Annotated in this window: 22 protein-coding genes; 9 read left to right on the top strand and 13 right to left on the bottom strand. The window is 48.1% G+C overall.

Annotated features, from left to right (window positions below; genetic code table 11):
- Positions 1-41: 41 nt before the first annotated feature.
- The 4 genes from GS601_RS05455 (at position 42) to GS601_RS05440 (ending at position 5,136) form a co-directional block, all read left to right on the top strand.
- On the top strand, positions 42-1,283 hold the full coding sequence (locus tag GS601_RS05455; protein WP_162422266.1) for a glycosyltransferase: 1,242 nt from the start codon (positions 42-44) through the stop codon (positions 1,281-1,283).
- Positions 1,283-2,404: a glycosyltransferase family 4 protein gene (locus GS601_RS05450; RefSeq protein ID WP_162422265.1), complete on the top strand. Its 1,122-nt coding sequence runs from the start codon at positions 1,283-1,285 to the stop codon at positions 2,402-2,404. The genes GS601_RS05455 and GS601_RS05450 overlap by 1 nt, the downstream gene beginning before the upstream one ends.
- A 7-nt stretch (positions 2,405-2,411) precedes the next feature.
- Positions 2,412-3,911, top strand: a complete 1,500-nt coding sequence (locus tag GS601_RS05445; RefSeq protein ID WP_162422264.1) for a polysaccharide biosynthesis/export family protein — start codon at positions 2,412-2,414, stop codon at positions 3,909-3,911.
- A gap of 244 nt (positions 3,912-4,155) precedes the next feature.
- On the top strand, positions 4,156-5,136 hold the full coding sequence (locus tag GS601_RS05440; RefSeq protein ID WP_162422263.1) for a pentapeptide repeat-containing protein: 981 nt from the start codon (positions 4,156-4,158) through the stop codon (positions 5,134-5,136).
- 62 nt (positions 5,137-5,198) lie between these two features.
- Here GS601_RS05440 and GS601_RS05435 read toward each other — a convergent pair whose 3' ends face one another.
- On the bottom strand, positions 5,199-6,455 hold the full coding sequence (locus GS601_RS05435; RefSeq protein WP_162422262.1) for an MFS transporter: 1,257 nt from the start codon (positions 6,453-6,455) through the stop codon (positions 5,199-5,201).
- A gap of 85 nt (positions 6,456-6,540) precedes the next feature.
- On the bottom strand, positions 6,541-6,957 hold the full coding sequence (locus GS601_RS05430) for a fasciclin domain-containing protein (protein ID WP_162422261.1): 417 nt from the start codon (positions 6,955-6,957) through the stop codon (positions 6,541-6,543).
- A gap of 444 nt (positions 6,958-7,401) precedes the next feature.
- On the opposite strand from GS601_RS05430, the gene GS601_RS05425 reads away from it, so the two are divergent.
- The gene (locus GS601_RS05425; RefSeq protein WP_162422260.1) at positions 7,402-8,211 is read left to right on the top strand and encodes a PEP-CTERM sorting domain-containing protein; all 810 of its coding nucleotides are present in this window, start codon (positions 7,402-7,404) and stop codon (positions 8,209-8,211) included.
- A gap of 37 nt (positions 8,212-8,248) precedes the next feature.
- On the opposite strand, the gene GS601_RS23735 is transcribed toward GS601_RS05425, so the two are convergent.
- From GS601_RS23735 to rpe, 4 genes are all read right to left on the bottom strand, one after another.
- On the bottom strand, positions 8,249-8,707 hold the full coding sequence (locus GS601_RS23735; protein ID WP_162422259.1) for an HNH endonuclease: 459 nt from the start codon (positions 8,705-8,707) through the stop codon (positions 8,249-8,251).
- A gap of 11 nt (positions 8,708-8,718) precedes the next feature.
- Positions 8,719-9,156 (bottom strand): hypothetical protein, encoded by a 438-nt coding sequence (locus GS601_RS05415; RefSeq protein ID WP_202924903.1) that lies wholly within the window; start codon positions 9,154-9,156, stop codon positions 8,719-8,721.
- Between the two features lie 13 nt (positions 9,157-9,169).
- On the bottom strand, positions 9,170-9,754 hold the full coding sequence (locus GS601_RS05410; protein WP_162422258.1) for a hypothetical protein: 585 nt from the start codon (positions 9,752-9,754) through the stop codon (positions 9,170-9,172).
- Between the two features lie 252 nt (positions 9,755-10,006).
- Positions 10,007-10,714, bottom strand: coding sequence for a ribulose-phosphate 3-epimerase (gene rpe, locus GS601_RS05405; RefSeq protein WP_162422257.1), 708 nt, complete (start codon positions 10,712-10,714; stop codon positions 10,007-10,009).
- Positions 10,715-10,889: 175 nt separating this feature from the next.
- Between rpe and GS601_RS05400 the strand changes: the two genes are divergently transcribed.
- The 4 genes from GS601_RS05400 (at position 10,890) to rbsK (ending at position 15,568) form a co-directional block, all read left to right on the top strand.
- Positions 10,890-12,551 (top strand): S8 family serine peptidase, encoded by a 1,662-nt coding sequence (locus GS601_RS05400; RefSeq protein WP_162422256.1) that lies wholly within the window; start codon positions 10,890-10,892, stop codon positions 12,549-12,551.
- 184 nt (positions 12,552-12,735) lie between these two features.
- Positions 12,736-14,001, top strand: coding sequence for a serpin family protein (locus GS601_RS05395; protein WP_162422255.1), 1,266 nt, complete (start codon positions 12,736-12,738; stop codon positions 13,999-14,001).
- A gap of 345 nt (positions 14,002-14,346) precedes the next feature.
- On the top strand, positions 14,347-14,499 hold the full coding sequence (locus GS601_RS05390) for a hypothetical protein (RefSeq protein WP_162422254.1): 153 nt from the start codon (positions 14,347-14,349) through the stop codon (positions 14,497-14,499).
- Positions 14,500-14,638: 139 nt separating this feature from the next.
- Complete coding sequence (gene rbsK, locus GS601_RS05385; protein WP_162422253.1) at positions 14,639-15,568, top strand: ribokinase; 930 nt, start codon at positions 14,639-14,641, stop codon at positions 15,566-15,568.
- A 250-nt stretch (positions 15,569-15,818) separates the two neighbouring features.
- On the opposite strand, the gene GS601_RS05380 is transcribed toward rbsK, so the two are convergent.
- The 7 genes from GS601_RS05380 to GS601_RS05350 all read right to left on the bottom strand — a co-directional run bounded on the left by GS601_RS05380 (position 15,819) and on the right by GS601_RS05350 (position 24,428).
- Positions 15,819-17,114 carry a hypothetical protein gene (locus tag GS601_RS05380; protein WP_162422252.1) on the bottom strand — a complete coding sequence of 432 codons (1,296 nt, stop codon included), beginning with the start codon at positions 17,112-17,114 and terminating at the stop codon, positions 15,819-15,821.
- An 864-nt stretch (positions 17,115-17,978) separates the two neighbouring features.
- Positions 17,979-20,810 (bottom strand): M16 family metallopeptidase, encoded by a 2,832-nt coding sequence (locus tag GS601_RS05375; RefSeq protein ID WP_162422251.1) that lies wholly within the window; start codon positions 20,808-20,810, stop codon positions 17,979-17,981.
- Positions 20,811-20,924: 114 nt separating this feature from the next.
- Positions 20,925-21,530, bottom strand: coding sequence for an SMI1/KNR4 family protein (locus GS601_RS05370; RefSeq protein WP_162422250.1), 606 nt, complete (start codon positions 21,528-21,530; stop codon positions 20,925-20,927).
- Positions 21,531-21,658: 128 nt separating this feature from the next.
- On the bottom strand, positions 21,659-22,429 hold the full coding sequence (locus GS601_RS05365) for an energy-coupling factor ABC transporter ATP-binding protein (protein WP_162422249.1): 771 nt from the start codon (positions 22,427-22,429) through the stop codon (positions 21,659-21,661).
- 3 nt (positions 22,430-22,432) lie between these two features.
- Positions 22,433-23,203 (bottom strand): cobalt ECF transporter T component CbiQ, encoded by a 771-nt coding sequence (gene cbiQ, locus GS601_RS05360; RefSeq protein WP_162422248.1) that lies wholly within the window; start codon positions 23,201-23,203, stop codon positions 22,433-22,435.
- A gap of 108 nt (positions 23,204-23,311) precedes the next feature.
- On the bottom strand, positions 23,312-23,653 hold the full coding sequence (locus tag GS601_RS05355; protein ID WP_162422247.1) for a PDGLE domain-containing protein: 342 nt from the start codon (positions 23,651-23,653) through the stop codon (positions 23,312-23,314).
- 55 nt (positions 23,654-23,708) lie between these two features.
- A complete protein-coding gene (locus tag GS601_RS05350; RefSeq protein ID WP_162422246.1) occupies positions 23,709-24,428 on the bottom strand; it encodes an energy-coupling factor ABC transporter permease in 720 nt (239 codons plus the stop codon).
- Positions 24,429-24,453 lie beyond the last annotated feature (25 nt).

The raw sequence follows: 24,453 nt of genomic DNA, 5'->3' as shown, positions 1-24,453 counted from the left end.
CTATCGGACTACTTCAAATGGCAGGGTAAAGACTTACGATCATGAGATATGTGGTCTCGCTAAAGGGAGATGGACATCAGCAGCACCTCAAGCCATGCTCTAGAAGCGGGGGGACAGAAGGGCTTGAGGTCAGAGTTGTGACAGATCTATCTATTGGTATATTTCTACCTAATTTAAGTGGCGGCGGGGCGGAACGCGCCATGCTCCATCTAGCTGAAGGTCTATGCCAACATGGATTTAAGATTGATCTAGTCTTAGTAAAAGCAGAGGGAGACTATTTAGATCTTGTTCCCTCTGCTGTACGAATTGTCGATCTTCGCTCCAAATTTCCCCTTGTCCTCTCGAAAACAATTGCATTGCGGCGCTATTTGCAGCATGAAAACCCCGCCATTATTTTTTCGGCTTTAGACCTGGTTGGCTCAGCGCTATGGGCTAAGTGGTGGGCTAACTCGCAACCTCATGGATCAACCCGTGTATCAACACGAGTGGTCATGTGCATCCAGACTTTTTTATCAGGTCAATTTCAGGATGACCAGCGCTATACGATCGCTCCGATTCGTGCTCAGATGGTGCGTTGGCTCTATCCCAAAGCCAATGGGCTAATTGCAGCATCCCACGGAACCGCCGAAGATTTGGCTCACCTGATCGCCGTGCCGGTAGAGCAAATTCGAGTGGTTTACAACCCGGTGATCACTCCTGCCGTTCTTCAAAAAATCCAAGAGCCGATAGAGCATCCCTGGTTTTCCCCAGGAGAACCACCCGTTATCTTAGGGGTGGGGCGATTAGTCGCTCAGAAAGATTTTTTCACGTTGGTGCGTGCCTTTCAGCAAGTCCGACAGCAGCGCCCTGCACGGCTGATGATTTTGGGGGAAGGCAGCGATCGCTCAGACTTAGAGAAGCTGATTCAAAATTTAAGCCTCGAAGACGATGTTGCCCTGCCTGGATTTGTAGACAATCCTTATGCTTACATGGCAAAAGCGGCTGTATTTGCGCTTTCTTCTAAATATGAGGGGTTTGGAAACGTAGTTGCTGAGGCGATGGCGGCAGGTACATCTATTGTTTCAACAGATTGCCCAAGTGGGCCAGCAGAGATTCTAGAGAACGGCAACTATGGCACATTAGTCGCGATCGCAGATCCGGAGGCGATGGCATCTGCAATTATTAAGACATTAGATCACCCCGCCCAGGCTGAACTTTTGAAGGCTCGATCGTTAGCATTTTCCAGCGATCGCGTGATCAAACAATACGTTGATATTATCCATCAAATATTGCAGGATACCTAATGCGAATTCTACATGTTCTTAATGACTGTCGAAAAATTGGCAATGGCATCATCAATGTGGCGGTTGATCTCGTCTGCACCCAGTCTCAGGCAGGGCTAACGGTTGCTGTTGCCTCCAGAGGGGGCGAATATGAAGCTCTAATGAAGCAGTATAGAGTTCAGCATTTTTACTTAGATCAGCGCCGAAACCCAATTCAAATATTCAAAGCAATACTCAACTTTCGCCGCATCATTGAGCAATTTAAGCCAGATGTTGTTCATGTCCACATGATGACCGGAGCCGTCATTGCCTATGTTTGTAAGTTTGAAGGAAAAGGCTACGCTCTTGTCTCTACGCTGCATAACGAGTATGCCCGTGCCTCGATCTTAATGGGGCTTGCCGATCGCTTGATTGCCGTTAGTCTGCCCGTTGCCGAATCTATCAGTCGGCGCAGGGTGCCTCAGCAAAAAATTCGCGTAGTATCAAATGGCACTATAGGAACGCCTCGTCAGCCTGCCTTGAGTGAAACCGAGCCAATGCCCCTAAAGCGCCCTGCCATCACGACTGTAGCAGGTATGTTCTACCGTAAAGGCATCGCCGAGTTAATTGAAGCCTTTGTGCAGATAGCTGACGCCAATCCAGATGCTCATTTATATTTGGTAGGAGATGGTGCGGATCGGGCGGTGTTTGAGCGGCAGGCTGCAATTGCCTTCTGTGCAGACCGCATTCATTTCGAGGGTTTCCAGCCAGAGCCTCAGCGCTATTTGCTCTCAACAGATATTTTTGTTTTGGCATCTAGTCGAGAACCATTTGGATTGGTCTTGTCTGAAGCGCGAGAAGCTGGATGTGCGATCGTTGCTTCTGAAGTAGATGGCACACCCGAAGCACTGGAGGGCGGCAAAGCAGGGCTTTTAGTGCCCCCGAAAGATGTATCGGCTCTTTCTATGGCACTTTCTAGCTTGCTGAACAGTCCTACTCAGTTAGAATGCTGGAAACAGGCGGCTCAAAAAAACTTAGAGTGGCTCAAGATCGACCGGGTGCATCAAGAAACCCTAGCCGTTTACAAGGATGCGACTACACAGAGGTTTGGTTCGGGGCATCAAAGACCTGACTCAAGCTCTATGCGCTTAGAAGAAGAGTGATTACAACATGATTGAACTATCAGCCGTTAGAAAGGTCAGCTTAAAAGGTTCGACAGCAAAATTTTCAGGGTCGTGGATGGTGGCAATGGTGCTTGGGTTAACTGGGGTTGCTGCCCCCGCGATCGCGCAGACGGCTCCTCCAGGAAGCGGAGCCTTACCGCCTAGCAATATACCTGCCCCAATCTCTGCGCCAGCCAGCGCGCCAGTGGTGGATCAAAGCTATCTGCTAGGTGCTGGAGACAAGATCAAACTAGACGTATTCGGTGTGCCTGAATATAGTGGCGAATATCAGGTGCTGGCTGATGGCTCACTCAATTTGCCCCTGGCTGGATCGGTGCGAGTCGGAGGCTTAACCCTGCGTCAGGCATCCAGCGCGATCGAGTCTCGCTACCAAGAATGGCTGACTCGCCCAGTGGTGACGGTAAGTTTAATGAGTTCTCGTCCAGTACAGATTGCCGTTTCGGGCGAAGTGACTCGCCCAGGAGCCTACGCTACATCCCTTGCGGAAGCCGGAGCGCCAACCCTAACAAAAATGCTGCAACTGGCAGGCGGATTAACCCAAAGCGCCGATATTCAGAGAGTTCAGATTCTGCGCCGTTTGCCTGGAACCAACGCTGGCACAACGCCGATCACGGTCAACCTGCAAGCGCTGTTGAAGTCGGGCGACTTGAGCCAAGATATTCAACTGCGCGATGGAGATAGCATTCTTGTGCCTGCTGCTGCGGCAACCACGGCGATGGGCAACGATTTTGCAGGCACAACGCTAGAGTCTAGCAATAATGAACCGATCGACATTATTGTGGCTGGAGAAGTCAACCGTCCTGGTCCTCATAGTGTCGTTGGCGAACAGGTTCCGGTGGGAGATGCTGCGGCAAATGGACAAACGGCAGTAGCGGCAAAGGTAAAAGCGCCGACTGTTACGCGGGCAATTCAGATTGCTGGAGGCATCACCGAACGGGCTGATATCCGTGACATTGAGGTGAAGCGAACGGCACGAGACGGCTCTGAACAGAGCATTAAGGTGAACTTGATGAATCTGCTGAAAGCGGGGGATGCAAAGCAAGATGTGCGCTTGCAGCAGGGCGATCGCATCGTGATCCCAACGGCGGTAGCCCTCTCCCCGGAAGATGCCGCAACGGTATCTCGTGCCAGTTTCTCACCCGACTCAATCACGGTCAACGTAGTGGGTGAAGTGGGTAAACCCGGTCAGATTCAGGTGCCGCCCAACACGCCAATGAATCAGGCAATCTTGGCAGCAGGCGGGTTTGTCACCAGTTCTCGGAAAAGCCGCGTTGAGTTTCTACGACTCCAGCCCAACGGAACGGTGGATCGGCGTCAACTCGCCGTTGACTTTAAGCAAGGCATTAATTCTGCCAATAATCCAGCATTGCGGAATAACGATACGATCGTGGTTGGAAAAAATGGCTTAGCCACCCTGGGTGGAGTTTTGGGAACCGTTCTTAACCCTCTGGGAAGCGTATTTGGTATCTTTAATCTTTTCCGCTAAACCTGTTATCTGGTTAGACACCCTTGGGGACGGTTGCCGTCCCTTTTTTATTGGAATCTAAAGGGGGGTTGCCATTAAATTTGCTAATCCTTGGGTTAATGAGATTAAATCAGTCTGTACATAGACACAGGAGGCAAGAGTTGCGACTAGACTAGATCAAACGCGCGATGGCTACTTCACGAGGGGGCATGGTAAGCGAGTGCACAGTTCTTGTAAACTTCGGGCTAGTCGGATGGTGAAGTAGATGGGAGAACTAGAACGGTGTTATCAAGTGTTGGGTCTTGAACCCGATGCACCCTGGGAGGAAGTAAACCAGGCGTATAAAGATCTGGTATTTGTTTGGCATCCTGACCGTGTGCCGAAGGATAATCCGCGCTTGGTGCAAAAAGCAGAAGCCAAAATTAAGGAACTCAACCACGCTCGTGATGTGTTGCGAAAGCAGGGTTCTTCCAAAGGTGTGACAAGCGCTAATCGCAACCCAACGCCTCAGCCCCAAACGGCGCGATCGCAAGAACCGACCAAGAGTGAACCTCGGCAGACCTACTATCAATCTCACTATTATCACCGTCACCAGTCGTATAACCGGCAGCCACCTCAAAACGAGCAGTCTAGCCATGGGCAATCTTCTCAACATGGTCAGAAGACCAATGGACAGACAGCCAACAGGCAAACGGCGCAGCAGTCGCAAAACTACCAAGATTATTATTCACAGTCGCAGTATCGCTCGGAGTATCACAAACCGCCCCAAAGCCAAGCGGCTCAGCAGGGAGATCCGTCGTCTCAGTCAAACTACTATCGGCAGTCTCATTATCGGGCAGAGTATCACCAAATGCCGAAAACCCCTTCTCGCCCTCAAGAGCGCGATTGTACTGGGGCAGATCTGAGCGGACGAGATCTTCAAGAAAAAGACTTATCTGGTTATAACCTCAGTCGTGCTGATTTAACGAACGCGAATCTGAGTGACGCTTTCATGCATAAGGTCAACTTAGAAGGCGCAAAGTTGCAACGGGCAAATCTATTTCGGGCGAATTTGTTAGAAGCGAATTTGTGTGGAGCCGATTTGCAGGACGCGAATTTGATTGGAGCCGATTTGAGTGGGGCAGACTTGCGCGGGGCAAACTTGCGCGGGGCAAAAGTAGGGTTCGACGATCGAGTAATGGTAAAAATGACGGGAGCGAAACTATCGGGGGCGATTATGCCCAATGGAAAGATCCACCATGGGTGAAATCCCCAAAACGAGCACCTCTACCTGTCGCAAATTGCGAATGCCGGTTGAGAAGGTATGAATTATCCGACTTGAGTAATCGGACTGTCTCTGGGAATGGCGTAGGGATCTTTTCCATATCCCAAGGCGAATTTAACGGAGTGGGACACACTTTTACTAGAAAGCGTGATGAATATGAGCAAAGCAGCAAAAGCAACACCCGAAGCAACGCCATATAAACCACGATAGCCAATTGATTTTGCAACCGAGCCTAAGAGCGGACCTGCAATCGCAATTCCCAAATCAAATCCGCCGATAAACAGCCCGAAAATCCGTCCTCTCTCGTGCGGTTGGCAGCGATCGGCAACCAGAGCAATCATAATCGGCAAAAAAGTGCCGCCGCCAATGCCCTCGATCAGCCCCGCAATCAGAAATCCTTGAGCCGTTCGAGCTTGCCACAACACCAGCATAGAGACCCCGTAACACAGAAGCCCGAGGGTGATGAATCGTCCCCGCCCGTAGCGATCGCTGGCTTTTCCTGCGAGAAATCGCGTTGCAAAACTCGTGATTGCCGCCGCCGTATAAAACAATCCGGCGTTTAAATTAACCTGAGCTTCGGCAATGTAAAGCGGCACAAATGTTGCGATCGCACCAAAGGCGATGCCAACCAACAGCATCGTCATTGTTGGAATGCGGATGCGATCGCTCAGCAACAATCGCCAAAACCTCTGGTCTCCGTGTTGCTCTATCGGGGGCTGCGGTTGGAGCGGCGGCGGCGTGACCTGCGATGCACAGACCAAACTCATCATGCCGATTCCTGATGCCAAGAAGAACACCGGAGCAAATCCCTGCCAAGCTTGGAGAAACCCTCCCATTGCCGGACCGACCGCCATGCCAATGGGATTTACCAAGCTCATGTAGCCAATGAGTTCACCTCGTTTATGAGGCGGGGCAAGGTCTACCACGAGAGAACTGTACGCTGTTGTGAAGGCAGCAATGCTGACCCCATGGAACATTCGCACTAAAATGAGCACCGGAATTGACTGAGTGAGCAGATGGCAGACCGGTGCGATCGCTGCCACACTAATCCCAAGTAGCAGCACTCCTTTGCGCCCCCGCGTATCTGCCATTCGCCCCAAGCTAGGACGAACGATCAACAGCCCCACCGCAAACGATCCCATAACAACGCCAAGCAGATCGTCTGCGGCACCAATCGACTTAATATAGGGCGGCAACGTTGGCAGCAAACTTGCCAAACTCGACCAAAATAAAAGCCCCGCCGTAAAAAGAACCCCCAAATTTCGTCGTGCTTGGGGGTTCAATGTGGCAACTGTATTCAATGCCCTATTCCTTCTAAACGTGTGTCTGAGAGGAATCTAGGATAACAATTTGTTCGCAGTCGTACCATTTAATTTTGAAGGTTGCTCAATGACCTGCCACGATCGCAGGCATCAACACGCCATCGATGCTGTGAATCACACCATTATCCGCAAGCAGATCGGTTTCCAACACGCGGGTAGCGTTTACGGTTATACCGTTTGAGCGATCGACGGCAATCACAGAGCCTTCGGCGGTTGGCGCTTCATCAATTTCGGCGAGGTCTTGCGATCGCACATCCCCAAACACAACGTGATACATCAGCACTCGTTTCAGCTTAGTCTCATCGTTCAGCAAGGCTTCTAGCGTTCCTTCAGGCAGTTTGGCAAAGGCGTCATCAGTAGGAATAAGCAACGTTAGAGGACCTTCTCCGTTGAGGGTAGAGGCAAGATCAGACTGGTTTACCGCTTTCAAGAATGTACTGAATGATCCGGTCTGATCTGCTGTTTCTAAAAGATTTGCCATGATGTACCTTTCTAAAACCTCTCATGTTCTGTATTAAGAAATAGGCGTTGAAGGACAGGTGTTACATCATGCCAAGGGAGGACTGTAGGGTGGTTGTCCCGTCCTAAATTCTACGGATAAAGAATGGTTCAATTTATATATTTTTTTTGTAAAATCTCAGTTTATTTACTTAAGCTTTCCCAGAGTTTGTTTATTATCTGTGTAGCACTACCAGTTACATACAGAAATCTCAACTGTGATTCTATCTGCTGTGTCATGCTACGGGCGCAGTCTTGCCTAAGACAGAGCGTGTTCACCTCCAGTGCAAACTCAATAAGCCCCTTAGCCGCAGTTTTTCAGGGTGGTGTACCGAGTAGTCGCCAGAATTAAGCTTCAAACTCTTTAAACTATTGATATTCATTGAATACAGCCATACAACCTTGATGAAGGTTGGGAGTAGCCTGCATGAAATTAAACTCTAAAATTTGTCAGCCTTGGCTGCTGGCAGTTGGGTCAGTCACGGCTTGTTTTGCGATCGCAACATCCCCTGCTAAGGCTGCTAGCCTTGCGTTCTCCGGGGTGCAGACTCTGATCGAGGGTCAAATTTCTTCTCCAACTTCAACCGAGTTCTTTAAAACAACAATTGATGCAACCAGCCTTGTGCTTGGCGATGGGACAGATTTTCAAGCCTCGGCTCGCCAATCGATTAGAGTAGAAGACCTATTTTTTGCCGCAGATGAATCATCGCCTGCGATCTTTAGCTTTGATTTTGCGGCTCTGTTGGCGTTAGACACCGAGATTGACAATCCAGAATTGGAACTGGCAAAGGCGAAGGGTTCGCTGTCGCTAGCGCTATACGACCTTACCGATGGAGTGGAAACCCTTTTAGATTCAGTCAATATCAACCTATTCGGCAAGCTGAATACACCAGGAGGAGGCGATCGACTCCGGATCAACGCTGGCGGAACCAATCTTGCCTTATTGCCTAACCTCACCCGCACCAACATTGGAGGGCTTGAAGAATCGGTGGTAGCAGAAGTTGGAGGGAGCTATTCCCGCACATTTTACCGACCCACTACCCTGAAAATCGTGCAACGCGCGAATACAGTTGCCTGTGTGCAGGCTCCAAAACAAGGTGATTTCTGCGGTCGTGCGGTTCCCGAACCTTCTAGCACGTTAGCTCTGGCACTGTTTCTTGCAACTACAGGTGGCATAGTGTGGGTTCGCTCTCGAAAGTTGAAGCCTGTAATGCTTTCCAATACTAAAGAGGATTGAATTGCATGTCTCTCAGGCGCGATCGCGACCTAAGATTTTAGGGAAGTTTGCGCCGTAGCGATCGTAGTAACTCGGTCGGTCGGGCAGCTTTTACCGTCAGGTAGAGATCAGAGTGATGCAGAAACATATAGTGTTCATACTCATACCAGTGCATCTCGCCTTTCTCTTTGTTACACCAAGAGCAAATGACCCACAGGTTTTTAAATTCCATTGAGAGCCAAGGGTACTGCGATCGTGGAAGTTTGTGATCTACGGTCTTTCCATCTCTACGAGAGTAATATTCGTTGCAGATCGGGCAGTGTGAGTCTGAATGATCTCTGACCCAATCTCTGCTTTCTTGAGTTGTTCCGCATTCATACTTGCCGTTAATATAGCGCCAGTCTTCAAATTTTCTGTAGTCTTCAAAATCGCGGATCGTGAGCCTGTTATAGCGTTTCTTACCGATATAATCTGCAAATTTGAATAGGTCTTTTAGGTCTTTGCCGTCAACGTCCACAATAATTCTCTCTAAAGTTTGATCGTTTTATAAGATTTTTGGCTGCCTTTTCTTCGAGCTTTATTCGCAGATTTATCTGTAAAATCAATTACTTCTACTTCAGTGTCAGGAAACTGTGCATCAATTATTTCACTAACTTCACTAACCTCTTTCGATAGCTTCTGATTAAAGTCTTCGACTTCTTGATTTGTAAGGTATTTATTTCCAATACGATCGGCTTGCAAAAATAGTTCCTCAAGGGTTAAATCATCTGAAGAATCTTTTAGAAACTCCTCAATTTTTTTATAAAGACTAATAATATTGTCCCAGCCGGTATTTCGATATCCATTGCTTTTTAACCATATTTGCTGTTTTTTCGGTAACTTCGCTCGGCTGTCTGAGTTAGCGCGCTGGACTTGGCGATAACCCATGCCATCCCATGTTCTAGCTTTAGTTTTTTGAGTAGCCATCAAGCCCAATTTCCTACCCTAAAGTCCATCTAAACAACCGAATTAGCGCTTTACGAAGCTCATTATCTTCATACTGCAACAGTGCTTTTGTATCCCTAGCTAGCCTAAATCTGATAGCGTCAACTATGTTTTTCAAGTCCTTATTATCTTTTTTAAGCTGCTCATTTGCATCAAATAATTCATCATTTTGAGACGTTAAAGCCTCCACCTTAAAAGCGAGTGCAATATTTTCAGAAGACAGTTTTTTTGTATCAGTTTCAAGAGCTTCTCTTTCCTGTTCTAAACGCCTTTTCTTATCTTCAAGGGCTAGTTTAGAAGTTTCTAATGTTTGAATAGAGGCTTCTAGCTCGTGATACTGTGCTTTGAGAGATTCCAGTTTACGTTCTGCATCACTTCGCATTCTCCCGAAGTTAGCATTGTTTCTACCTAAGCTAGAATTTTTTTGAGAAAAAGATGTAACAAGTTTTATCAAACCTTGGTCTCTACTGAGAAGAACAAGTAACCGCTCGCATTCTTCTTGGTTCAATTCTTGGCTGATATTTTTATTAACTCCATATTTTTCCTTCAAAGTAGTTTGAAGCTCGCTCTTTGACGCCATTACTCGCCCCCAAAAAGTGGTCAAACAATAGAGGCGTAGTCATCTACTATTGTTTGCTATACATCTACTATTGTTTGCTATAAGTGTTTGCTATAAGGTAACATTTTGATATTCGTCTAGATAAGTAAATACGTATTATATCGCCCTTAATATTGAGAAATAAAACCAAAAAAACGGACTATCAATCGACAGTCCGTTCTTAAGTGCTTTTGAGTGGTGCAGCGAGTTACGTAGCTTCTGTATTTCCCGTACTTAAACTGCTGCTAACTCTTGCGTGGGGCGCTTGCTATTGCGAATTCCTTCGATCGCAGTGGCATAGTCTGGCGCGTTAAACACGGCTGACCCAGCTACGATCGCATTGGCTCCTGCTTCGATCACTTGCCAAGTGTTGTTCCCCTTTAAGCCTCCATCAACCTCAATCCATGGATCGAGACCGCGCTCATCGCACATCTGACGCAATTTGCGAATCTTGGGCAGCACCCCTGGAATAAAGCTCTGTCCGCCAAATCCGGGGTTGACGCTCATGATCAGCACGAGATCGCACAGTTCAAGAACATAGTCGATCAGTTCTAGGGGACTACCCGGATTCAGCACCACACCCGCCTTTTTCCCACATTCTTTAATTTGTCCGAGGGTGCGGTGTAGATGGGGTGAGGCATTGTGTTCGGCGTGGACATAGATGTGATCTGCGCCTGCTTTCGCAAAATCAGCGACATACTTTTCTGGCTCAACGATCATCAGGTGAACGTCTAGCGGCTTTTGAGTGACAGGGCGAATGGCTTCCACGATCAACGGTCCAATCGTAATATTGGGGACAAAGCGACCATCCATCACATCAACATGAATCCAATCTGCTCCGGCGGCATCAATCGCGCGGATCTCTTCTCCTAAGCGGCTAAAATCGGCAGACAAAATGGATGGCGCAACGACGATCGGCTTTGTGGACGACGATTGAGGCATGGTGACTAGTCCCCTTGGGTTGCAAAAGTTGTGCTTAGTTTAACAAATTGTGAATCTTTTCTCTCATAAATTAGCAGGAATTTGAGGAAACTTTAGGAAAAAGTACCTAATTTGAGGTTTGGAGGCTAGGCATGGAGTGTTGGGGTGAGAATAGAGAGTGTTATGACGATGGGGAATGAAGACGGTGAGAGGATTTTGGCTTGGAGTTGGGATTGGAGGAGCGGTTTTGGGTGCGGTTCCGGTCTATGGCGTGCTGGTGCAAAACTCGTCGATCGCGCAAAAAGGGATTGATGCGCTGAGGTTGCAGTATCCACCTTACGGATTGACGGGTCGAAAGATTGCGATCGGGCAAGTTGAGATTGGGCGACCGGGGCAGTTTGGCGTAGATAAAGCCGCGAGCCGAAATCGGGTGGTGTCGTTGGCTCGTGCATTCTACCGAGATCAGCCTGCTAAGACGAACACAAATTTAGATACCCATGCTGCACAGGTGGCAAGTGTCATGGTGGGGGACAGCAAAGCAGTGCGAGGCGTGGCTCCGAGTGCCAAACTTTATTCTTCGGCGGCGGCGACTCCTCAACGGGGTGGGCAGGCAGAAGAATGCCGCTCTGCCGAGCATGTGGCGATGCAAAATGGGGGCGATGTACGAGCAATTAACTTTAGCTTTGGAGAGGCGTTGCAGCAAGATCCGCGCCCAAATGCCAAGCTAGATGGCAATGCGCTGCTGACTCAATGCGTTGACTGGTCTGCTAGAGTTCATGATGTACTTTATGTGATTGCAGGTAATCAAGGGAAAGGTGGTATTCCCATTCCAACAGATAACTACAATGGCATGACAATTTCGTTTACTCGCCAGGTAAATGATCTGTTTTCAAAAATTGATTTTTCTAATATCGGCGATGTTGCTCCTAGCATTTTCAAACGTAATGATGGAGTTGAAACAAGCTTGGGAGGACGCCGATCAGTTTCGCTTGCTGCTCCTGGAACTAAAATTGCAGTCGCAAGTTTAAAGGGAGACGAGCTAAATCAAATCGGGTCAAGCTTTGCGGCTCCTCATGTGACAGGAACGGTAGCGCTGTTGCAAGAATTTGGCGATCGCAATCTCCGTTTAAGCTGCAAACGGGGTGAGGGGTGCGCTTTGCCCTGGACAACCGACGCCCGACGCCATGAAGTGATGAAAGCAGTTTTAATTAATTCGGCTGACAAAATCAAAGATAGCGGCAATGGGCTAGCGCTGGGCATGACACGCACTATTTTCGAGAAAAGCAATCGGACATGGCTTGAATCTGATGCTTTCAAAAATCCTAAGATTCCCCTCAATATTCAGATGGGAGCCGGACAACTCAATGCTTTTCGTGCCTATCAGCAGTTTAGCCCAGGAGAATGGAATTCTTCTCAGCCTGTGCCTGCGATCGCATGGAACTATGGCAAAGTCAGCAAATTTAAGGCACTGCCAGGTCTTGCGTCTCCCCAAAACCATCAGGATTATGTTCTAGAGCAGCCGCTTCAACAGGGAAGTTATGTATCGGTAACGCTGACGTGGGATCGCTTGGTTGAACTCAATGATAAAAACAAAAATGGTGCGTATGACGTGGGGGAAAGTTTTAGCGATCGCGGGCTTAACAATCTCGATTTATATTTAATGAAAGCTGAAGCAACTGATGTGAAACAAAGTATCTGGTCGTCTGTTAGCAAGATTGATAATGTGGAGCATATCTTTCAGCAAGTTCCAAAAACCGGGCGCTATAAAATTCGGGTTGTGTTTCACGAACAGGTGAATCAGCCGACTCAAAATTATGGGTTGGCATGGTGGACGGCTCCTGCGTCTCGAAAACTGTAACCAACGCTTTGTCCTTCTCAAAAGCAGATTAAGGTAGGAACTAACAGGGTGCCCGCACACGAAAAGGTCAAACGAATTCGTAGTCCGCAAACGAGGTTCCGCAGCAAAAATTAGAGTATTTGCGGATTACGAGTTTTTTTTGAATTTAATCATTTATGCCATGAAAATTTGCCTGGATAAAGCTATGAAAACGTCGCGCATGGGTTCAAGAGTTGGAGTTATTTTGATCGCTGCGATCGTGGCGCTGAGTGCTTTAGGTTGTTCGGGTGCAGCAACATCAACACCCTCTCCTAAGTCAACCGTTAAGCAGGAGAATGTAGAGATGGTTAACCCCAAACTAGTGGCGGCAAATACACGGTTTGGCTTTAAATTGTTCTCGGAAATTTTAAAGAAAGATACTCAGAAAAATGTATTTGTTTCTCCGTCGAGTGTTGCGATCGCGCTGTCGATGACCTATAACGGAGCAAGCGGAGAAACGCAGCAAGCAATGGCAAACGCACTGCAACTGCAAGGGTTAAGTTTAAGTGAATTGAACCAAGCCAATGCAAATTTAAAGACTAATTTAGAGAAGGGTGATCCGAGTGTCACCGTTGCGATCGCAAATTCTTTGTGGGCACGAAACGGAGTTTCATTTAATTCTGAGTTTATCAAACGTAATCAAACGTTTTATGATGCTGAAATTAAAACATTAGATTTCAATTCTGCTGCTGCACCTCGCGAAATCAACGGTTGGGTCAACGAAAAGACTAATGGCAAAATCAGCGAAATTATCGATCAAATTCGACCTGATCAGGTCATGTTTTTAATAAATGCCATCTATTTCAATGGCAAATGGACAAACGAATTTGATAAGAACCAGACTGAGGCGCGCTCGTTTTATTTGGCTAATGGGAAGGAAAAACAGCATCCTTTGATGCAGCAGAAAGGTAAATACCGTTACTACGAAAACGATCAGTTTCAAGCTGTAAGTTTGCCCTATGGAAACGAACAGATGAGTCTGTATCTGTTTTTGCCGAGCCAAAAATCGAGCCTATCCGATTTTCATAAAACGCTGAACTCTGAGAATTGGCAAACTTGGATGGGGCAGTTTAGCCAACGGCAAGGATCGGTTCAAATTCCGCGATTTAAATTGTCGTATGATATTGAATTGAAAGAGGCTTTGTCTGCCCTGGGAATGGCGGTTGCCTTCGATAAATCAAAAGCAGATTTTTCCCGCTTGAGCGATGTAGAAACGAATATTAACCAGGTCAAACATAAGACTTTTGTAGAAGTCAACGAAGAAGGCACTGAAGCAGCAGCAGTGACATCTGTGGGAATTACAGTCACGTCAGTTCAGATAGAGGAACCTCCGTTTGATATGGTGGTTAATCGTCCGTTCTTTTGCGCGATTCGAGATAATAAAACTGGTGAGATTCTATTCATGGGATCGATCATTAATCCTAATTTGTAGTAGCCGAAGACTGACATTTAAGCAATCCATACTATTAGTGAGGACAATCGACTGCCTTAAATTGAGCGTGCGTCCAGTTATCGTAATATTTTGTTGACGGTGCTGAATCAAGGGATGCATCTTCCAGGGCTTGTAACCCTGGTCGCCCCCTAAATCCCCCCATTCTGGGCAGGGCTGATTTATTGTGGTTGTAGATAAGTTAGGCTGGCGGGACGTAACTCAAACCAACCCTGAGCGTCAGCCTCATCGACCCTCTCAAAACCGTTCCTGACTGCCGGGCGGCACGCGCTAGACGCTACCCCCTGTGGATGTGCTGCTGTTGATCAGTCTCGGCATCCTGAGCCAATGCCAAGGGTACATGGCGCTCGAGTTGCCAATCGGCACAAAGATGCCTTGATTCAAGCCCTGGAACTCCCGTATCAGCGCCTGCCGTCAGAGACCCAAGCGTTACAAGAAATTGCCCATGATATTCCTCGACTTTTATGCCTGTCACAATAAATTAGCCCTGCCAGAATGGGGGACTTCAAGCCCAAACTTCCGGTTCAAAGTCCCCCAAAATGAGGGATTTAGGGGGCAGAAGCCGCTGTCAACGAAGCGAAAAAACTCGTCGAACTCACGTTAATTCCCGTTAATCCCTATGAGCGCGATCGTATTTGGCAGTATCAACATGGATCTCGTGACCCGGACGCCTCGCTTGCCTGTTGCGGGCGAAACCTTGACTGGACATTCGTTTGAAATGATATCGGGAGGAAAAGGAGCTAATCAAGCCGTTGCCGTGGCTCGATTGGGCGTGGCAACCGAGTTAGTCGGACGAGTGGGAAACGATCCGTTTGGGCAGGACTTGTTGGCGGGATTAATTGCCAATGGGGTAGGGTGCGATCGCGTCTTAACTGATGCGTCGATTCATTCGGGTGTGGCTGCGATCGCGGTGGATGATGCCAGCGAAAACAACATTATTGTCGTTCCCAGTGCAAATGGGCGAGTCGGGCAGGCTGACTTGGCGCGATTGCAGCAGGTTTTGCCGCATGCAAAGGTTCTCCTCTTACAGCTTGAAATTCCGTTAGAAGCGGTGGTAGCGGCGGCTCAAGCGGCAAAACAAGCAGGGGTGACGGTGATTCTCGATCCGGCTCCTGCCCAAACGATTTCAATGGAACTGTATTCGTTGGTTGATATCCTAACTCCAAACCAAGTGGAAGCGAGTCAACTCGCCGGGTTTGCGGTAGAGGATCAAGAGAGCGCAATGCGAGCCGCAACGCTAATTCATCAGCGCGGTGTTGCAACGGTGATCATAAAACTTGGTAAATTAGGTGCATTTTGTTTAACCGAAACTGAAACATTTTTGATTCCTAGTTTTCCTGTGAAAGCAATAGATACGGTCGCGGCTGGAGACGCTTTTAATGGAGGTTTAGCGGCGGGTTTAGCCACAGGTTTATCACTCCAGCAAGCGATGATACAAGCGTCTGCGATCGCAGCTTTATCCGTCACGAAAGCCAGGGCGCAACCATCCTTGCCAACTCGTGAAGAACTAACGACATTTCTATCGACACATAGTAAACAGCCTTTATGAATTATGTACACTGACTTTTTATTTATCGCGGTGCCAAATTAATGTCATCAAGGGTGTGAAACCTGTCTTTTCTAGCATTAGCTTTGAGTACGTGCAGGGAACGGACAAACTCGCATCACACTAAATTACTGAAAACGTGCAGCGATCAGACTTGCTTGATGACACGAATTTGTCCTAACGTCATTTAATTTGGCACTGTACAGATTCACCAAAAGCTGACATGAACCCGAAGTTGTGAAAATACGCACCTCTATTTGTTCTCGAAATCACGGGGTCCGCTGACTCCGTTGTTACCCCTGGGCTTGCAGGAGACATGGTAGTTCCACCAGTTGGATGCCACCACATCACCGTTCTCGATGTTAACGATCTCCAATCGCACAGCACTCTTATGCTCGTTGCTAGGCAGGGGCTTGTCCGTCAAGACAGGAGGTGAAATGCTGTGTCCACCACCACTGTTACCACCGTCATCGCCGCGATCGGATTGGAAAACGGGATCAATGGTTTGATCATTACCAACTCCTTGCCCTGGAGTAGAACCGCTCTGGACTGGAGCAGGCAATGGTAGGGGAACCTTGTGGAGGACAGACGCAGTGTTTTCTGCAACAAAGGTTGAGAAGACGGTGGAAATAGGTCCGTGTGTCCAGCGAAAGCGATACTGAACGGTTGCTGGGTCGAACCCATGACTCTTGGAAATGGTGCCCTTGAGGATGAGTTCAGCAGGACAGCTAATTTCTACTTTGTTGCTCTGTCTGGAAGCGCTGCTGCCGGTGTTCAAAGCGGTGTTGGGTGCGGTCAAGGCTAACGTTGTTTGACCTGAGGGAGCAGGTGCCAGACTGATTGAGCGAATTTTGTCCCCTGGTTGAGGCATCAAAGCAGACGACTTCTCACAATGTTGTTTTTGCTCAAAATCCTGGATGCAGCCTTGCTTGCTCAAATCTTCAAAGAATTCCTTCGGCAGCTTGGGGGGTTTGGCAGGTTTTTCTTCTTTAAGCTTGATAGGTTTGCCTCTGGAATCGAGCCATTCGATGTCCGATCCGTCGTAAACATCTGCTACAAAAGAACCTGCACCAGGGGGCATTTCGGAACCGGTGATGCTACTAGATGCAGGCGTTTGAAATTCGTAAAGCCCCGTACTGGTGCTACAGTCGCTGTTAATAGGACCGATCGCTTCTATGGGACCCGTGCCAAACGAGTCAGATGAATAGGTCCGCCCGGCATACCTGACAAAGGATCCCGGCTTCCGGGGTTCCGCGAAATGCCAGCCACCATCCCAATCATGGTTTCCCAGCCGAAATCCACAGGCATGGGCAGGAATTTCAATTTGATTCCCGTAGTGATTACCAGATATCCTCATCCCAGCCGTGGGTGCAAAGCCATCTAAATGCCCCTCATCCCAGTACATGGTGATTATGGCTGCATCTGCCGATGGTGCCAAGACAGCGAATGCCCCCATTGCCAGAGCCGCTGTCGTTGCATTACGCCAGACGCACCTGCGGATTGTGAGCAGTCTTAACCAATGGAAGTAGTTGCGGGTTTTGTTATTCATGGGAAAATTCCTTTGAATGAGTGAATGATGTGTCTCTACAGAATTTGCACCGTTGAATTTGCACCGTTGAATTGATGATGCTAAGTCAATTGCAAGTAGAAAGAACACTTATTTCTCTTGGTTGCTAATGATGACTTACGTAGAAAAAGTGAATTTTATGCAAAATTGATTTCTTTAAAGGAATGCGTGTTTGAGATCTTGAGATCGCTGAACCTTTCAGGCTGATAAATCACTAAGGACTGCTAAGTAGGTGGAACAAATGAAATATAAAACCTGTTTAGGTTGGGTTGAGGTAAAGTACAAATGTTGAGGTAAAGTACAGATGCTGTTGGCGAGTTATTTCTTCATCTGGTGGATGCCGAAATACCGATTCATGCGAATTTACTAGCAAAATATCTGAGGGATAAGCTTATAACGGTTCCTCCTGGGAAGTTGGGGATACGCAACCCGAAGTAATGAGTTGACTTACTCTTTTAGAATGTCTATTATGCTTTGACTTGACAATTACCCTAAAGGGTACTCTTCAACGTCACATCACAACTTCGCCCCATCCCCTCGCATAGTCAACAATGCCAATAGATTCACCGCTCCCTTTCCAGGCAAGATGATTTCAAAATGGCAATGCGAACCCGTTAAATACGCGTTGAGCCGAGATACGTGTAAAAATTTATCTCGTTGGAAATTTGGTTGCCGATTGCGATCGCATGTTTTCCCTGGTTTCTTGCATCTGGAATCGTTCAACAAAATATTAGGACAAGAAGCCGTTTCATGTGGTGGTTGGGACAAAGCTTGGTGCTGGTTGGAGGATTTATTCTAGTGGTTTTCGCGTTGCCCAAATTAGGATGTATGTTTCTGAGGTATGAACTATTTTGGAGGTCCGGCTGTAACAACTACGATTCTGTCAGGATGCAACAGTTCGTTAGCCGCTCGATCGACTTGAGCCTGGGTCACCCGTTCAATTTGGTTGGGATACTGGCGCAACTCCGCAACATTCAAACCGTAGACTTCGTTCATTAGAATCGTATTTGTCAAACTCTCTGGATTTGCTAAATCTACCGGGTAGCTACTTGTTAACGATCGTTGGGCTGTTGTCAGTTCTGCGGTCTCAATGCCTTGAGTGCGAACTTGCTCTAACAGCTTGAGCGTACTGGCGATCGCTTTATCCGCATCTTCGGGCGCAGTTTGCATTGACACCAAGAATGGACCTTGCCGATTTCCGGCTTGGAAATAGCTGTAGATTCCGTAGGTCAACCCTTGGCGATCGCGGATCTCTCCGCCTAGCCGACTCGATAACGTATCGCCGCCCAAAATTTGGTTCATCACCAGCGCATTGTAAAAACGCGGATCTTTGCGATCGATGCCCGCATTTCCGAGCAAGGTTACCGATTGAGTTTTACCCGGAATCCCTTGATAGCGACGCACTACCTGAGTGGGCTGGGCAACCGTAGGCAACACAAGCATGGGCGCTTTCGCTTCTGCCTTCCAGTTGCCTAGTTCGTTTTGCAGAAGGGTTTTTACCGCTGCCGGATCAAAATCGCCGACTAACGCAATGATCGTCGTATCAGGGCGATAGTGAGCTTTGTGAAAGTCCACTAGATCTTGACGTGCGATCGCACTCAAACTTGCTTCCGTTGGAAAAGAATGAAAGGGATGATTTTCAGGATAAATCGTTTGCTGAAAGACTTGCCGCGCCACGTATTGGGGGTTATCCATCTGCACTTTCAACGCAGTGATTGCTCGTTGCCGACTCAGTTCCAGTTCCTGTTCTGGAAACGATGCATTTTGCGTTACATCTGCCATTGTTTGAATCAATATCGGCAGGTGCTCAATCAAGGCACTTCCATTCATCAACACACTTTCGCGATTGGCGCTAATTTCAAAACTGATCCCGCGATCGTCTAGCGTTTTCGCTAGCGTTAGCGCATCTTTTGTGGTTGTGCCATTCGTGAGATTATCTGCTGTGAGTTTTGCCAGACCTGATTTTTCTGCCCGATCAAACTCCTGACCCGCCAACACATGAGCGCTCAGAGACACTGTTGGAGTGCTTGGGTCTCTCAGCAACAGAACCCGCAACCCATTTGGCAACACAACCTTTTCAGGTAGGGCTTGGGCGGGTTGATTTGGCGCTTTTGCTATAGCTGGAAGGTATTTTGCAACTAGAGACGGAGCAACAGGCGGGCCTGCATTAAACTGCTCGACCGTTTGTCCTGTCGTTTGACCAGGGCTTGCCGTGCCGCCTGCTGTTTTATCGAATGTACTTGGCTCAAAGTAGCCCAGCGTCAGCTTCTCAGGGGTAAAATATGCTTTGGCAACTCGCTGAATATCTGCCGCAGAAACGGTCTCGATCGCCGCTAACAGCCGATCGGTGCGCTGGTAATCTCCGGTCGTGGTCTGGTCATCGCCAAGCTGAAAGGCTTGACTGGTAACATCGCGGTTTCGGAGCAGAATGTACGATCGCAACTGAGTTTTCGCGCGCTGCAATTCTTCTGGTGTCACTCCTTTGCTACGAATATCTGCCAAAACCGATTCGACCGCTTGGCTTAGCTTGGTCAAAGTTTGCTCTGGCGCGGCGGTGGCAGAAAGGTGATACCAGCCGTCGGAAATCATGGTGGCGGCATACCCGCTAAAGTCGCTGGCAAGTCCGCCTTCGACCAAGGTTTGATAAAAGCGAGAGCTACGCCCCTGAGTTAAAACTGAATCGAGAACATTGATGGCAGGAACATCGGCATGCTTGGCAGCGGGCAGGGGGTAAACGGCTTGCATCAAAAAGGCACTACCCGGTTCGCGAAGAACGATCGGCGACTTCACAGGATTCTGAGGCGCGTTGTTTGGACTGTTCGCTTTTTGTGCCTCGGATGCTCTTTGAGGGATCTGTGCTTGAGCCATTGGTGTATCGGTCGCCGCTTGAGCCGCTCTACCGCGATTCGGCACTTTTCCAAACAGGTCTTCAACTGCCTTTAAAGTCGGTTCGGTTTGGAAGTCACCAACAATCAGCAGCGTTGCATTATTAGGGCTGTAATAGTTTTGGTAATAAGAGCGAATTTGCTCGATCGTAAATTTTTCCACATCAGCTTTCGTTCCGCCGACGGGTAACCCATAGGGAGAAGTTGGCATTGCAGCTTTCATCACCGCGCGACTGAGGCGATAACTTGGACTATTTTCATAGCCTTGCAATTCAGAAATTACGACGCGATTTTCGCTCTTCAGGGCGTCTGCCGTCATCAGTGCGCCTTGCATCCGATCGGCTTCGAGGGCGAGGAGCGATCGCAGCTTATCACGCTCGACTGTTCCGAAATATGCCGTTTGGTCATAGCTTGTGAATGCATTGGATTGACTGCCCAGCGCGTTAAACAATCGACCAAACTGAATCGGGCGATCTTGGGTGCCTTTAAACATTAAGTGTTCAAGCTGGTGAGCGATGCCATTGACACCGCGAGCCTCGTCACGCGATCCCAGGCGATACCAAACTTGCACAGTGACAACAGGCGCAGTGGGTACTTCTTTCGTTAAAACCGTGAGTCCATTCTCAAGCACGGTCTTGCGGACTGATTGGGTGGTTAATGGTGTTGCAGGAACTTCGACAGCATTTGCAGCTTCTAAGAGCGGAACTTCTCCTGTCAAAAGCGCGGTACTGAGACAGAGGGCAAACAGTAGGCTAGGCAGACGATATCGCCGTAAAAAAGTCAGAAAAGACATAAGACGATGAAACACCTTTCAAGAGAGGATTGGAATCTTCGCTTTGAAGACCCTCGACGAGTGTAGGTTCTACTGTAGCGCCTCTTTATGGGCTTTTAACAGCCGCTACGCCTCTTAATCGAGGTACAAGATATCATCCTCGCAAAGGTGATATGGAATCCAATATTCTGGATGACCGTTGTTTTGAATCACTTCATCAAAAATTTTGAGGAGCCAGTCTTCAAAAGAGTTGGCAATAATGTGTTCTGCTTGCCACTCTTCAAACGAACAGTCATGTTCACTGTCGAGTACTTTGTACTCTGAATCAACAGAACTTGTGAGGTCAAAACTGCAAAAATCACCTGTACCTATGTAGCCTAAATAACAAAAAGCAATATATTTTTTCTCACCATCCTCCTCCTCAACGTAAACCTTATCTTGAAACTGATTAAATGGAATAATTGAGCTTGTGCTTTGAATCAGAATTCCGCTATCAGCATACCAGGATGTCGTAGTCTGAGTATTCTCAAATCTCGGCTGATCGCTGCAAAAAATATTGGCTCCGTTGCTGAATTTCAAAAACTTTTTGTAGCTATCAGGCAAAATGAAGCCAAGCTCTTCTTCACAGCGCTGGATTTCAGCTTGACTAGCAGGAGGGTTGAATTTGAATCCTAATTCAATGTCTTGAGCGTTTAATATTTGTTGTGCCTGCTCAACTTTTTGTGGAAGCCAATTATACATAAGTTATCCAAGTAACCATCCCGATTGTAGGTTGGATGTAGGTTGGAAAATAGTTGAAAACTTACCAGTCTAAATTGCTAAAACTAGTCTTCACGCAATACAAATCTTCCGTAGTTTAGGGTGGCAATTTACACCAAAGGAGAATGTTCGATTTGACAATAGGGACGGCTATAACTAAGTGGTGATTCTAAAGCATGTCTCTCAAGCAGTTCCGGATCGCTCATGACACGATGAGTATCACCATCGTATACAACTTGTCCTTCGCTCAGAACAATGGTGCGATCGCACAACTCCACCGCTAGATCTAAATCATGAGTGGCAATCAGTTGGGTCAGAGGCAATGCATCTAATAACTCAATTAATCGACGGCGCGATCGCGGATCGAGTTGGGCGGAGGGTTCATCCAAGACAAGCACCTGTGGCTGCATCGCTAAAACTCCTGCGATCGCCACTCGTTTTTTCTCGCCGCCAGATAGCCCAGTGGCATTGCGAGCGCCATAGAGATCTGGCTCAAGCTCCACCGATTTGAGAGCATGAGCAACGCGGTGATCTAATTCTGCACCTCTAATGCCTTGATTTAGCAATCCAAACGCTACGTCTTCCCAAACCGTCGGCATAAAAATCTGATCGTCAGGATTTTGAAACACCAGCCCCACAAAGTTGCGAATCTGCTTCAAATTTCGAGGTTCAACGCTCAATTCACCGACAATCACTTCGCCAACCTGGGGTGCAATTAAGCCATTAAAATGCATCAATAGCGTTGATTTTCCTGAGCCGTTTGCACCTACCAACGCGACTCGCTCAGTCGCTCGGATCGACAGACTTACCGAGTTGAGAGCTTTGATGCCGTCGGGGTAGCAATAGCTGAGATTGTAAATTGTGATTGGATTGTGATGCATGAATTACAGATAAATCGCTTGACCAATCAGCAAAATAACAGCAGTGAACGTGAGCGCAGCAACATCAAGACTTGATGATTTGGTCAGGTCTGCAAGGGGCGGCAATCCTGAATAGCCCCGTGCCAGCATGGCTTGATGCACGCGATCGCCCCGTTCATAGGTTCGGATAAACAAAGAGCCAATCATATTGCCAATCACGGTACGCTGCCGCCGGGGATCGCTCATCAAGTTGCGCGATCGCGCTGCTCTCTGCATAGAATTAAATTCATCAATCAACACATAAATGTAGCGATACATCGATGAAAAAATGGCGACTAATAGCGGCGGCGTCTTCAGTTCAGCTAACGCATGGAGCAATGCTGTAATGGGCGTTGTGAGAATGAGAATATTCACAGTTAGAAGCGATAAAAATGCTTTTAAGGTAACGCTACCCAAAACGGTAACACCTTCAGTTGTAATCTGTATCCATCCCCAGTGGAACAACACATCTCCGCCCTGACGAAACAACGTGCCGATGAGCACAACACCCACAAAAATAAGTTCGACTGCTACTCGCTTTAGCAAAGGCAGGCAAGGCACCCGACTGACTAAAATCAGCAGTGCGATCGCGCCTCCATAGGTTGCCCAAGTCCACCAGCGCCCGTTTGGAGTAAGGGCAATTGCAAAAACCAGCAGCAGCACACACAAAAGACGCGATCGCGCCGTCAACCTCGCCCAAACTGTGTTTGTCTGACGTTCGGTCGCGAGGTGGGCGGCTCCAAGATGTAAAAGCATTCGGAACTGAGCAGTAGGTTAAGTAGACAGAATAAGATGTAAAACAAAACAGATCACTTGGAAATCATCAGGCGGAATTCTAAATTCCATCAGTCTGCGCGTTCAAAGTTACATCTCATCGCCTCGTTCGTGTTTGTTGCGAATCAACACTTTTCCTGCTCCCCAAGCTAGCCCAAATGCAGCCAACGTACCCACTAGCCCTGCGATCGGGGTTGCCACCTGTTCTGGCACACCCCGCACGGCATACTCATCAAATAGCTGATAAAACGGCAGCCTGTGGGTGATCGGATCTTCCACCGCTCTCTCATCAAACCCTTGATCTTGCGACACGCGATCGAGACCGTCTGGATCGCCGCTTGCAAAAGGTGACACAAACACCGCAATCAACAGAGAAATTCCTAATCCCGTCAGGACAAACGCCCGATTTCTAGTTCTGGAAGCATCACTCATAGCCAACTTTTCCTTTTTTAACGAACGATAGGCAAGGCAGATTTGTGGCACAACTCTAACGCGCTGAATAGGAGCGCGACTTATCTGCTATGGCATGGCGGGGCGGTCTGTGAAACATGTCTGGACGGGTGCGCCAAATGTAGCTTAGGGCAGCCACCGTGATGATCGCTTCTCCGATGCCGATCATGAAGTGCCAAAATGCCATCGCTGATATTGCTACCGCAAGCGGAACCGTGCCCGAAATAGCAAGCTGAATGGCACAGACAATGGCTGAGACAAAAACGCTCATCCACGCTGCGATCGCGGCTCCTACCAAGACACCCCGCAGCGAGTCTTGCCCCAGCACTGAGCGAATTACTTTATAGAGATAATATCCGCCAAACGTGCCAATCAGCCCCATGTTCACAATGTTGGCTCCCAGCACCGTCAAGCCGCCATCTTGGAACAAGAGGGTTTGCACTACAAAAACCACTGCCATTACCAGTGATCCCGCCCACGGTCCTAACAAGGCTCCTGCCAACGTGCCGCCCAGCAAGTGCCCCGACGTACCGCCCGGAATGGGAAAATTAATCATCTGTGCGGCAAAAATAAATGCAGCACACACCCCCATCAGCGGAACGGCGCGTTCTTGGTAGGTCGCTTGGACACGCTGAAGACTAATGCCAATCAGCGCGATCGCCAGAATCCAAGTAACTAGAATGACAGGCAAGCTCAGAAAGCCATCGGGAATGTGCAAGGCTAGCTGAGGCTGAAACAGGGAAGATATTGCGAACATGGGTAAATTCCTTTGGCTGTCGCTC

The organism is Myxacorys almedinensis A, assembly GCF_010091945.1.
GTDB lineage: Bacteria > Cyanobacteriota > Cyanobacteriia > Leptolyngbyales > Leptolyngbyaceae > Myxacorys > Myxacorys almedinensis.
The sequence above is the reverse complement of the archived record's forward strand: the minus strand, read 5'-3'. Positions and strand labels throughout refer to the sequence as shown.

Excerpts from the sequence above, each read along its gene's own strand:
- GS601_RS05455 (WP_162422266.1), top strand. The coding sequence starts at position 42 with ATGAGATATGTGGTCTCGCTAAAGGGAGATGGACATCAGCAGCACCTC.
- GS601_RS05450 (WP_162422265.1), top strand. The coding sequence starts at position 1,283 with ATGCGAATTCTACATGTTCTTAATGACTGTCGAAAAATTGGCAATGGC.
- GS601_RS05445 (WP_162422264.1), top strand. The coding sequence starts at position 2,412 with ATGATTGAACTATCAGCCGTTAGAAAGGTCAGCTTAAAAGGTTCGACA.
- GS601_RS05440 (WP_162422263.1), top strand. The coding sequence starts at position 4,156 with ATGGGAGAACTAGAACGGTGTTATCAAGTGTTGGGTCTTGAACCCGAT.
- GS601_RS05430 (WP_162422261.1), bottom strand. The coding sequence starts at position 6,957 with ATGGCAAATCTTTTAGAAACAGCAGATCAGACCGGATCATTCAGTACA.
- GS601_RS05425 (WP_162422260.1), top strand. The coding sequence starts at position 7,402 with ATGAAATTAAACTCTAAAATTTGTCAGCCTTGGCTGCTGGCAGTTGGG.
- GS601_RS05415 (WP_202924903.1), bottom strand. The coding sequence starts at position 9,156 with ATGGCTACTCAAAAAACTAAAGCTAGAACATGGGATGGCATGGGTTAT.
- GS601_RS05410 (WP_162422258.1), bottom strand. The coding sequence starts at position 9,754 with ATGGCGTCAAAGAGCGAGCTTCAAACTACTTTGAAGGAAAAATATGGA.
- rpe (WP_162422257.1), bottom strand. The coding sequence starts at position 10,714 with ATGCCTCAATCGTCGTCCACAAAGCCGATCGTCGTTGCGCCATCCATT.
- GS601_RS05400 (WP_162422256.1), top strand. The coding sequence starts at position 10,890 with ATGAAGACGGTGAGAGGATTTTGGCTTGGAGTTGGGATTGGAGGAGCG.
- GS601_RS05395 (WP_162422255.1), top strand. The coding sequence starts at position 12,736 with ATGAAAACGTCGCGCATGGGTTCAAGAGTTGGAGTTATTTTGATCGCT.
- GS601_RS05390 (WP_162422254.1), top strand. The coding sequence starts at position 14,347 with ATGCCAAGGGTACATGGCGCTCGAGTTGCCAATCGGCACAAAGATGCC.
- rbsK (WP_162422253.1), top strand. The coding sequence starts at position 14,639 with ATGAGCGCGATCGTATTTGGCAGTATCAACATGGATCTCGTGACCCGG.
- GS601_RS05380 (WP_162422252.1), bottom strand. The coding sequence starts at position 17,114 with ATGAATAACAAAACCCGCAACTACTTCCATTGGTTAAGACTGCTCACA.
- GS601_RS05375 (WP_162422251.1), bottom strand. The coding sequence starts at position 20,810 with ATGTCTTTTCTGACTTTTTTACGGCGATATCGTCTGCCTAGCCTACTG.
- GS601_RS05370 (WP_162422250.1), bottom strand. The coding sequence starts at position 21,530 with ATGTATAATTGGCTTCCACAAAAAGTTGAGCAGGCACAACAAATATTA.
- GS601_RS05365 (WP_162422249.1), bottom strand. The coding sequence starts at position 22,429 with ATGCATCACAATCCAATCACAATTTACAATCTCAGCTATTGCTACCCC.
- cbiQ (WP_162422248.1), bottom strand. The coding sequence starts at position 23,203 with ATGCTTTTACATCTTGGAGCCGCCCACCTCGCGACCGAACGTCAGACA.
- GS601_RS05355 (WP_162422247.1), bottom strand. The coding sequence starts at position 23,653 with ATGAGTGATGCTTCCAGAACTAGAAATCGGGCGTTTGTCCTGACGGGA.
- GS601_RS05350 (WP_162422246.1), bottom strand. The coding sequence starts at position 24,428 with ATGTTCGCAATATCTTCCCTGTTTCAGCCTCAGCTAGCCTTGCACATT.